Raw genomic sequence first — 9800 nt, 5'->3', positions numbered from 1 at the left:
CCTTTTTCTAGCTTCACGACAGCAGCGATCATGGATACCAATACCAATGGCATAATGATCATCTTCAGCAGGCCAACGTAGCCCTTACCAACCACATTTACCCACTCTAATGTTTGAGCGATAACTGGATTGCCTTCACCGAAAACCAGTTGAAGACTAAGACCAAATATACTGCCCGAGACTAAACCAAATAGCACTAATCGAGAGAGAGTGTTTTCTTTTTTCTGCTGTCCATAGAGAAAAAACAGAATAGCGACAAATATTGCCAATGAAGCAATAGAGGCAACTGACATAATTGAAATCCTTATATTTTTTATGCGTCACATTAGTTTGATTAATGTGTTATGGGCTGGGGTTCTGTAAGGGAGAGTAATGATTCAAATACAAGGATTGAAATGAAGAAAGAGAATTTCTTATACCCAATGGTTATTTAGAATTGCGAGTGATGTCTAAATAGCCAAACACGGATAGTTAAGCGTAATTTATTGATACTGTTTAACCAATCTTCGCATAGAGACACTATCAAGATGTTGAACTTTTTTATTTGAATTGGCGAAAATAGCGTACTGCATAGCTCTTGCGACAACACTGGCTCTGATAGGTTTGAGCTTGCCAAGTGGGCCAATCATTAAAGGTTTTAATACAGACGATATCGCTTGCACGAGTCGTTCATCGTTTCGCGGGTGCTCCCTTAAGCCAACTAAAGGCCCAGGTCTTACGAAAGTAACATGCTCAAATCCAAGTCTTTCAATGGCCATCTCCATTTTCCCTTTACATCTCAAGTAATGTGAGAGGGAATGAGCAGAAGCGCCTAAGCTTGATACAACACAAAGTCGTTTAACACCAATCACTTGCATTTGCTGAGCGACTTTACACACCAGTTCATAATCAACCTTTTCTAATGCTTCCTTACTTCCTGCTTGTTTTTTGGTCGTCCCTAAACAAATAAAGCCATAGTGTGGGGTCACTTTCGACTCATCCCAATCATGGATATCCAATTCTTGGTTTTTAATAACTTCAAGCTTCGAATGGTAAAACGGAAGATCTTTGCGGCTTAATGCGTAGATATACGTGATGGGTTGCTCTTCGAGCATTTGTTTTATCAGTTCTGTTCCGACTAAGCCTGAGCTTCCAGCGGTAATGACGATTAGGTTGTCTTCACTATGCAAGATAATACACCGAAGTTTTAGTGCGTGATATCAACCCATCAGGCTGATTAGAAAGTGTTCAGGGAAGCATCGCTTAAATGGTGGAGAAAGTCTGTGATCAAAGCTTGACTTGTCGAATGGTACTAGCTGTCTCAATGGCATCTCTAGTCCTATCGACTAACTTTATTACATAACAGTAAACGAACGCATAAGGCCGTTGGGTTATGAAAATTAAACAGAAACTATTGTTGGGGCTCATTGCCGCTACCTTGCTTCCAGTTGCGATTATCTCTTATGTCGTCATATCGAGTTCACGAACAGAAGCTGTAACCGACTTCATTGAGCGCAGCCGAGGTGAAATCAGCCAAGTTGATAATGCGATTGCAATCTACTTTGATGCTATCGAAGATAATGTGCGTATGCTGTCGGAACATCCTGCCATCAAAGCGGCTGACGGTTCAATCGAAACGTATACGGATAAAGCCTCGGTACAAATGACGCCAGATAACAATAGCCAAGTTGAGCAAGATATATTTAAGTTGTTGGGGCAGCTTGGAAACTCCCATTCTGGATATTCATATGTCTATATGGGTACAGAGCAAGGTGGCTATATTCAGTGGCCAAAGGGCAAAACAACAGCAGGGTATGATCCTCGTTCACGGCCTTGGTTTACAACAGGAAAGTCATCGCCAACCAATGTAGGACGCACGTCGGCCTACTACTGGGCGGCCGACGACGCCACCATTGTTGGTACGGTAAAGGCCTTCTCAGCCAATGATTCATCAGCATCAGGTGTGGTTGCGATCGACGTGTCCCTGAAAAACCTAACGGACATTGTCAAACAAATAAAGCTTGGTGAAACCGGGTATCTGATGATGATTGAAGATTCCGGTAATGTATTGGTTGATGCCAACAATCCAGATAATAATTTTAAAAATGTAAACGAATTAGGTGACGCTTACCGACAAATCGGTCAAACCCGTGAAGGGGTGGTTGACATAACGATAGACGGCGAGCATTACATGGCGAATGTGTATCACTCAGGCAAGTTGGGTTGGAAATTTGTTGGCTTAATTACCTATGACGAAGTAATGGAAGATAGTCAGAATTTGCTGAGTTTTATCTCGGTCATTGTTGTGGTGTTGGTTATCATCTTCGTCGCGGGAGCCATCTTCTTAGCCAACCTTATTGCCAAACCGTTAACACTTGTCTCTAGCGGACTGAAAGAGATCTCTGAAGGGGAAGGAGATCTAACCAAAGAGCTACAAGTTCGTTCGAACGATGAAACGGGCGAACTCGCGGGTTATTTCAATGCCTTCTTAAAAGCGATTCGCCAGCTAATCCAACAGATCTCTCGTGCAGGTCAGTCAATGGGGGAGTCCGCGACGCGCGCATTAACCGTCTCAGAAGACCTCGCTCAAGTATCAGAGCGCCAAAATCAAGCGGTAGAAATGGTATCAACCGCATTTAACGAAATGGTCGCAACAGCAAATGAAGTGGCAAATTTGTGTACCACAGCAGCTCAAGCAGCTGACAGTAGTCAAGCATTGGTTGGTCAAGGGCAAAAAGATATCAATAGTGCTGTCGCGAGCGTGAATGAACTTGCGCAACTGATTTCGGCATCATCGGAAACTATCGGCGAGTTAGAGCAGGATAGCCAAGGAATTACCGCAATCTTAGACACGATTCGAGGGATTGCGGAGCAAACGAACTTGTTGGCACTAAATGCTGCTATAGAAGCAGCTCGTGCAGGTGAGCAAGGGCGAGGTTTTGCGGTGGTAGCGGATGAGGTTCGTGCCTTGGCGAAACGCACTCAAGACTCGACCGCGGAAATCAATGAACTTGTGCAGCGCTTACAAAACCGAACCAAAGAAGTCACTGAGCAAATGTCAGTGAGTTTAAGCGCTTCACAACAAACGGTAGAGATCACAGAATCAGTCAACACCAGTTTTAGCGGTATTTCTGAGTCGGTCTCTTCTATTCACGATATGAGTACTCAAATTGCGACAGCCGCGGAAGAGCAGCATTTAGTTGCGGAAGAGATCAATCGGAATATTCAGCAAGTACATGAGGATACTCAAAGAGTTGACGATGTAGCAGGGCGAGCGCAGCTGAACTCCCAATCTATGCAACAATCAGCCGATGAGCTGAACGCATTGGTGACTAAATTTAAGACAGACTGATCAGCGATTAATCTAAAAGACCTCGCACAGGCGCGAGGTCTTTTTGTTGAGAGAAAAGTGATTAAACGTTAGGTGAGAGACAATGGCACGCGCTTTTGAGTTTTTTGGCCATTTTTAACGGGTTTTTGTTTTTTCGAACGTTGATTGGCAAACATAAGTACCTCCAGTGCTATCAACTACAGCGCTAACTAGCGCTTCAACATTTCTCCTAATGCACACATTGTGCCGTCAATATTGTGTCTAATGATTTTCAATGACTTACATAAATGTAAATACAGGGAGTATCTATAAGGATAGTACTTTTGAGAGATTTCTTTCACTATGACTACCAATTTGCTTCCGAAAAAGCAGCTCCGGACTCCCGCTGGCTTCAACAATTCGAGCGCAAAAGTGGATGTTAAGTCACTGATTTCGCGATACACTCTAACCCACAAAGGGATTTGCCAATAAAGGAATCAAAATGAACATTGAGATGAGTACTCTCGCGCCCACTCAAATCTATCATTTAATGACGCAAACCATCATTCCGCGCCCAATCGCATGGGTTCTGACGGACTCGGGAGAGCAAAATTACAATCTTGCTCCTTTCTCCTATTTTACACCTGTTTCAAGTAACCCTCCGTTGATGATGTTTTCGGTTGGTAAGAAGCCGACAGGAGAGGTGAAAGACACGACTCGCAATGTATTAGAAACGGGCAAAATGGTGATTCACATTGCTAACGTTGAGCTGGCAGAACAGGTGACCCAGAGTGCTGCGACACTTGAACATGGCGTATCTGAAGTAGAGACCAATGAGATTGAACTGGTCGATTTTGATGGTTTTTCCTTACCGCGTGTGAAAGCGTGTCCGATTGCTTTTGGCTGTACTCTTTTTGAAGTCAAAGAGATTGGCGAAACGCCGCAAAGCTTGATTTTTGCTCAGATTGAAACGGCTTATATTGATCCATCAGTGATAGGTGAACGCTCTGATAGATTGGTGGTGGACGCACTAAGGGTTAATCCACTTTCGAGGCTGGGCGGTAGCGAATATGCCGTGTTAGAGAGAACCTTTTCTGTCGCGAGGCCAAAGTAGTATGAGCGCATTAAATATGGATTATTCAGAGCAGATTTGGCATCGAATCAATCAAAAAACTAAACCGCTAGGCGCGTTAGGCCAGCTGGAGCAAGTGGCGCATCAGCTCGCGTTGATTCAAAGTAACCAGCGAGGATTCCTCGTAGAAGAGATAGAGATAAACCAGCCTACAGCCGTTGTTTTTGCTGGCGATCATGGCATCGCGGATGAAGGGGTGAGCATCGCTCCAAGCGCGGTCACTCAGCAGATGGTGCTTAACTTTCTTGCTGGTGGAGCTGCGATTAATTGCTTCTGCCGTGCCAATGATGTTGTTCTTAAAGTGGTTGACTGTGGGATCTTAATTCCGGTCGAGCAAGACCACGATGATTTTATCGTTCAGCGTTTAGGTGAACGAACTGCGAACCTTGCTCAAACAGCTGCCATGAGCCCAGAGCAAGTTGAGCAAGGTCTTGAGTATGGCCGGAGTGTGGCTACCCAATTGATCAACGGTGGCAGCAATTTGCTGATGTTTGGTGAAATGGGTATCGGCAATACTTCAAGCGCTTCGGCTGTATTGGCTGCGCTTTCTAAGCGACCAGTTGCCTCTTGTGTTGGTCTCGGCACGGGTATTACTCAAGAGCAATTGAACAAGAAAATCGCTTTGATTAGTCAAGGAGTCGAGCGTTGTGTCGGTAAAGATGTGTACAGCGTATTGTCCGAAGTCGGTGGTTTTGAAATTGTGCAAATGGTTGGCGCGTTCTTGCAAGCTGTAGAACAGAAGACGCCAGCCTTGGTAGATGGATTCATTGCAACCGCAGCAGCGTACGCGGCATGCCAAATTAACCCACAATGTCGTGAATTTATGATTTTTGCTCACCAATCCCACGAAGCTGGGCATAAGTATTTACTGCAAGAGCTGGATGCTACGCCTTTACTTGATCTATCACTGCGTTTGGGTGAGGGTACTGGTGCCGTGTTGGCTGTGCCTTTGATTAAAGCTGCGGCTGAATTTTATAACAACATGGCAAGCTTTGAACAAGCAGGAGTTGTGGTGTAATGCCTGCGGCGCTGAAGTATCAAATCGAGCTCTTCTTGCTAGCGCTTGGTTTTTTTTCTCGGTTACCTATTCCTACTAGTACGCCTTACTCAGAAGAACGCATGAACCAAGCAGGACGTTATTTTGGCTTAGTGGGACTACTTCTTGGGCTGTTATGCGCTGGTGTTTTTGCGCTTTCCGGTTTGTTGTTCGATGCCGATATATCCATTTTCTTGACTATGATATTTAGTCTGCTGCTCACCGGCGCATTTCACGAAGATGGGTTGACTGACATGGCGGATGGCATTAGCGGTGGTATGACGCAAGAAAAGCGCCTTGCCATCATGAAGGACAGCCGAATTGGAACTTATGGAGCGAGTGCTTTGATCATGGCCCTCCTGGGTAAGTTTCTTTTCTTAAGTCAACTCGCTGAATCAGGCTACGTTATTTCGGCTTTGATAGCAGCCTATGTCGTAAGTCGAGCGCTTGCGGCGTCACTTATCTACGACATGCCTTATGTGTCCGACAGTGACACCAGCAAAAGCAAGCCGCTGGCAAGTCAACAGAGTAAGACAGAGCTTGGGGTAATCCTTGTTTCTGGCTTTATCCCAGCGTTATGGCTAGATTTGGGGCTGAGTCTTGCCCTAGTGCTTACCGCACTGACTTTTCGCGTAGCCTTTAAACGCTGGTTGATTAAGCGAATTGGCGGCTTTACTGGTGATTGTTTGGGGGCAGCGCAGCAGTTGATGGAGCTACTTACCTATTTGGTCATTTTAAGTTGGCTGGGAGTAAGCTAATGGCGGTTCATCTCATTTTGGGTGGTGCGCGCTCTGGAAAATCGAGTTTCGCTGAGCAATGCGTCATAGCGCAGCAAGCAGAGCGGGCGAGACACTATGTTGCGACAGCGCAGCCGTTTGATGCCGAAATGGCGTCGCGCATTGCCCATCACAAGCAACGTCGCGATGAAACTTGGCTTGAGCATGAATGTCCTACTGCACTGGCCGCGCTAGTTGAAGACTTTGGCTCAAACGACGTTGTGCTTGTCGATTGTCTCACTTTGTGGATGAACAATGTCATTTACAATCATGGCGAGACAGCAAGTGAAGCGCAAATTCGATCGCAAGTTTCGCAGCTGGTGGCCGCCTTGGAGAAATCCTCTGCGACTTTTGTGTTAGTGTCCAACGAGGTTGGGTTAGGGGTTGTTCCTATGGGGGAAGTCAGCCGATTGTTTGTTGACCATGCTGGGTGGATGAACCAAGCAGTGGCTAAGTTAGCAGAAAAAGTGACATTTATCGCTGCTGGTCTTCCAATGACCTTAAAGAGTGGGCATGAGTAAAACCATAAACATCTATTTGCTGCGTCATGGAAAAACCATAGGCGCTCCAGCTTTGTATGGTCATACCGATGTGCCGGTAGACGACCAGACCCAAAAACAGATCGCTCAGGCTTTTTTGAGTCACCAACTTAAGGTTAAGCGAGTTGTCACTTCACCACTAAAGCGTTGTGCTGATTTGGCGAACTTGTTAGCCAATGCACAGCCTTCACTTGAGGTCACAATCGAGCCAGAGTTAAAAGAGATGAGTTTTGGCGAGTTAGATGGGGTATCCTTTGACTCGGCAAAATCGTCCTGGCCTATACTAGAGCAATTTTGGCAGTCGCCAGCGGAGAACACCCTTCCTGGTGCAGAAAGCCTAAGCAATTTTAATAAAAGAATTACAACAAGCTGGGATCAGCTTGTATTAGATGTCGAGCAAGACACGTTAATTATTTGTCATGGTGGGACCATCAGGATGATTCTGGCGTCGCTATTACCAATCGATTGGCGAGATAGCCGCTTGTATTCAAGCCTGCAAATAGGACATCAGACAATCAGTCACATTCAGATCATTAAAGCCGATGCGATTTATAAGCGGGTATGCTCGATTGGAGCACCTATTTCTATTTCGCTTGAGCAAGGAATATAAAAATGACGACACCAAATTGGGATTTATCTATCGCCTATCAAGGGTTGAGCGATAGCAAAATTACTCAAGATATTGAACTAATCCAACAATGTATCCAGACGCTCGTTTTACATACTGACACTCGTACGTCAGTGTCTGTGGTACAAAATGCTATTCAAACCAGCGAAGCTGCAGGCAAGTTGTTAGCAACAATCAGTACATTTGCGAATTGTCATGCCTCAACGGATGCCACTAACAGTGAAGCAAAAGCACTGATCGGGCGCGTTGCTAAATTGCACTCTGAACTTAGCCAAGCTTTTACTCCATACCAAGATATTTTGCTAACTTCACCAGATAGCTTTATTGAAGATGTTCTTAGTCATGACAGTACGGATGTTTCAGGACAAAGCTTTCAAATAGAAGCGATGCGTAAATTAGCTGATACTAAGCTCAGCATTGCTGAAGAGCAGTTGCTTTCTGCAATGCAGGTTGATGGCAAAGATGCATGGGGGCGTTTGTACGACAATATTACTGGTTCATTGCAAGTGACCCTAGAAGATGGCTTAAAAACTCAGGTTGGCTTCTCTCAAGCAGCCAGCACTCTCTATGGGACTGAGTTTGAAGCCCAAGAGCCGGCTTGGCGTGGTATCCAAAACGCAATGCGTCAAAATCAAGAGTCGTTCTCTGGCATTCTCAACGCGTTAGCTGGTTGGCGTTTGACCGAATATCAGAAGCGTTCAAAAGTCCGCGATGTTCATTTCCTAGAACCAAGCTTGCATGACAGCCGGATTCAATCTGAAACATTAGATGCAATGATGGGCACGGCGAAAGCGAATCGCCATGTTGGGCAGAAAGCCGGTAAGCTAATGGCTCGAGTGCATGGACTAGCAAAAATGACCCCGTGGAATCATCTAGCGGGAATGCCAAGTTTGACTGATTCAGAACCTAAAACCTATGGATTTGACGAAGCAATAGAGATCATACGTGCTGCTTTTGCATGTGTTGATCAAGAAATGGCAGAGTTTGTAACCTTAATGGTGAAAAATGGTTGGATTGACGCAGCGCCAAGCGAAAATCGCCGTTTAGGTGCGTACTGTACTAAGTTCGCGGCTACCCGAACACCACTGGTATTCATGACTTGGGGAGGAAGCCGCTCTGACTTACTGACGCTAGCTCATGAAATTGGCCACGCTTTCCATAACTGGGTAATGCGTGATATGCCACTGTGCCAGACTCGTTATCCGATGACGCTTGCAGAAACGGCGTCTATTTTTGCGGAGAATATTGTTCGAGATTATCTTCTTGAACAGGTTGAAACGAGAGAAGAAAAACTGGAAATGCTTTGGGAGGAGCTATCGAGTTGTTACGCGTTGATGGTCAACATTCCTGTGCGTTACGAGTTTGAAAAGCGCTTTTATGAGCAGCGTAGCGAAGGGGAGTTAGACGCTTCTCAGCTATGTGATTTAATGAGCACTACTTGGCAAGATTGGTATGGTGACTCGATGTCGGAGCCAGATCCATATTTCTGGGCCAGTAAACTGCACTTCTCCATTTCTCAGGTGAGTTTTTATAACTACCCGTATCTATTTGGCTACCTGTTTAGTATTGGTGTGTATGCTCAACGTGAAAGCAAAGGCGAGCAGTTCTATCAAGATTACGTCAATTTGCTAAGAGACACGGGTTCAATGATGGCAGAAGAAGTCGTCAGTAAGCATTTAGGGATGGACCTTACTACAGCTGATTTCTGGCAACAGAGCATCGATAGAGTAGAAAGTAAAATAGATGAGTTTGAATCGTTGCTAGATCAAAAATAGCCGATTCTTATTTATGATATGATCTTAAAGCCGAGCGAGCGCTCGGCTATTTTGCATCGCGAGTGCTTTTCGTTTACACCCCAGTGTAACAATTTGATAAATTACGATGCGGCACACGATTTGTGTCGATAAGTGGGATCGCTTCTACATAATTTGTCAGAACAATTCATTAACATACTCGCTGTGCAATAAAGGAGTAGCGCATGACGAAAAACCTCTTTCGCCAATCTTTTCTTTTTGACAGCTTAGACTTAGAACAAGAAATGCCAGCTGGAGAAATCACAGTAGCTGGTGGAGCGGTCTTTAAATTACATCAACGTGGTGTACTTGAAGTCATTCCTGCCAATATGACGCAGGAAACAAAACACATTATTTTTTCTTGTGGCATTCATGGTGATGAAACCGCACCGATGGAAATTGTCGACAAGATCATTACAGATATTCAGTCTGGATTTCAGCCAGTCACTGAGCGTTTATTGTTTATTATCGCGCACCCAGCGGCAACAAACGCTCATACCCGATTCCTTGAAATGAACTTAAATCGTCTTTTTGATGATAAAGAGTATGAGCCATCGGTTGAGCTTGATATAGCAGCAAACCTTAAGCGAGTGGTGACAAGTTTTTA

The 9800-nt window shown here is 45.0% G+C and carries 10 protein-coding genes; 8 read left to right on the top strand and 2 right to left on the bottom strand.

The genetic code is table 11. From position 1 onward, the window contains the following. Both AC4MRV_RS13995 and AC4MRV_RS13990 read right to left on the bottom strand, forming a co-directional pair. Nucleotides 1–293 (bottom strand): cation:dicarboxylate symporter family transporter (locus AC4MRV_RS13995; protein ID WP_491187949.1); only part of this gene is annotated, 293 nt, incomplete at its 3' end. Between the two features lie 189 nt (nt 294–482). Further along, nucleotides 483–1169 carry an NAD(P)H-binding protein gene (locus AC4MRV_RS13990; protein ID WP_491187948.1) on the bottom strand — a complete coding sequence of 229 codons (687 nt, stop codon included), beginning with the start codon at nt 1167–1169 and terminating at the stop codon, nt 483–485. 203 nt (nt 1170–1372) lie between these two features. On the opposite strand from AC4MRV_RS13990, the gene AC4MRV_RS13985 reads away from it, so the two are divergent. The 8 genes from AC4MRV_RS13985 to AC4MRV_RS13950 form a co-directional block, all read left to right on the top strand. Beyond that, nucleotides 1373–3331 (top strand): methyl-accepting chemotaxis protein, encoded by a 1959-nt coding sequence (locus AC4MRV_RS13985; protein WP_491187947.1) that lies wholly within the window; start codon nt 1373–1375, stop codon nt 3329–3331. A gap of 460 nt (nt 3332–3791) precedes the next feature. Next, on the top strand, nt 3792–4403 hold the full coding sequence (locus AC4MRV_RS13980; RefSeq protein ID WP_491187946.1) for a flavin reductase family protein: 612 nt from the start codon (nt 3792–3794) through the stop codon (nt 4401–4403). 1 nt (nt 4404) lies between these two features. After that, complete coding sequence (cobT, locus tag AC4MRV_RS13975; protein WP_491187945.1) at nt 4405–5439, top strand: nicotinate-nucleotide--dimethylbenzimidazole phosphoribosyltransferase; 1035 nt, start codon at nt 4405–4407, stop codon at nt 5437–5439. Next, nucleotides 5439–6215, top strand: a complete 777-nt coding sequence (locus AC4MRV_RS13970) for an adenosylcobinamide-GDP ribazoletransferase (protein ID WP_491187944.1) — start codon at nt 5439–5441, stop codon at nt 6213–6215. The genes cobT and AC4MRV_RS13970 overlap by 1 nt, the downstream gene beginning before the upstream one ends. Then, nucleotides 6215–6754, top strand: coding sequence for a bifunctional adenosylcobinamide kinase/adenosylcobinamide-phosphate guanylyltransferase (cobU, locus tag AC4MRV_RS13965; RefSeq protein WP_491187943.1), 540 nt, complete (start codon nt 6215–6217; stop codon nt 6752–6754). Before AC4MRV_RS13970 ends, cobU begins: the two co-directional genes overlap by 1 nt. After that, entirely contained in the window at nt 6747–7382 is a 636-nt protein-coding gene (locus tag AC4MRV_RS13960) for a histidine phosphatase family protein (RefSeq protein WP_491187942.1), read from the top strand. Before cobU ends, AC4MRV_RS13960 begins: the two co-directional genes overlap by 8 nt. A gap of 2 nt (nt 7383–7384) precedes the next feature. Beyond that, entirely contained in the window at nt 7385–9175 is a 1791-nt protein-coding gene (locus tag AC4MRV_RS13955; protein ID WP_491187941.1) for a M3 family oligoendopeptidase, read from the top strand. A gap of 203 nt (nt 9176–9378) precedes the next feature. After that, a partial coding sequence (locus tag AC4MRV_RS13950; protein ID WP_491187940.1) for a M14 family metallopeptidase occupies nt 9379–9800 on the top strand: 422 nt, incomplete at its 3' end.

The sequence above is a fragment of the Vibrio sp. genome (assembly GCF_984391705.1).
This window is presented reverse-complemented; position numbering and strand designations above follow the sequence as displayed.

Bases quoted from the DNA above. Each gene is read 5' to 3' on its own strand.
- AC4MRV_RS13985 (WP_491187947.1), top strand. From the start codon at position 1,373: ATGAAAATTAAACAGAAACTATTGTTGGGGCTCATTGCCGCTACCTTG.
- AC4MRV_RS13980 (WP_491187946.1), top strand. From the start codon at position 3,792: ATGAACATTGAGATGAGTACTCTCGCGCCCACTCAAATCTATCATTTA.
- cobT (WP_491187945.1), top strand. From the start codon at position 4,405: ATGAGCGCATTAAATATGGATTATTCAGAGCAGATTTGGCATCGAATC.
- AC4MRV_RS13970 (WP_491187944.1), top strand. From the start codon at position 5,439: ATGCCTGCGGCGCTGAAGTATCAAATCGAGCTCTTCTTGCTAGCGCTT.
- cobU (WP_491187943.1), top strand. From the start codon at position 6,215: ATGGCGGTTCATCTCATTTTGGGTGGTGCGCGCTCTGGAAAATCGAGT.
- AC4MRV_RS13960 (WP_491187942.1), top strand. From the start codon at position 6,747: ATGAGTAAAACCATAAACATCTATTTGCTGCGTCATGGAAAAACCATA.
- AC4MRV_RS13955 (WP_491187941.1), top strand. From the start codon at position 7,385: ATGACGACACCAAATTGGGATTTATCTATCGCCTATCAAGGGTTGAGC.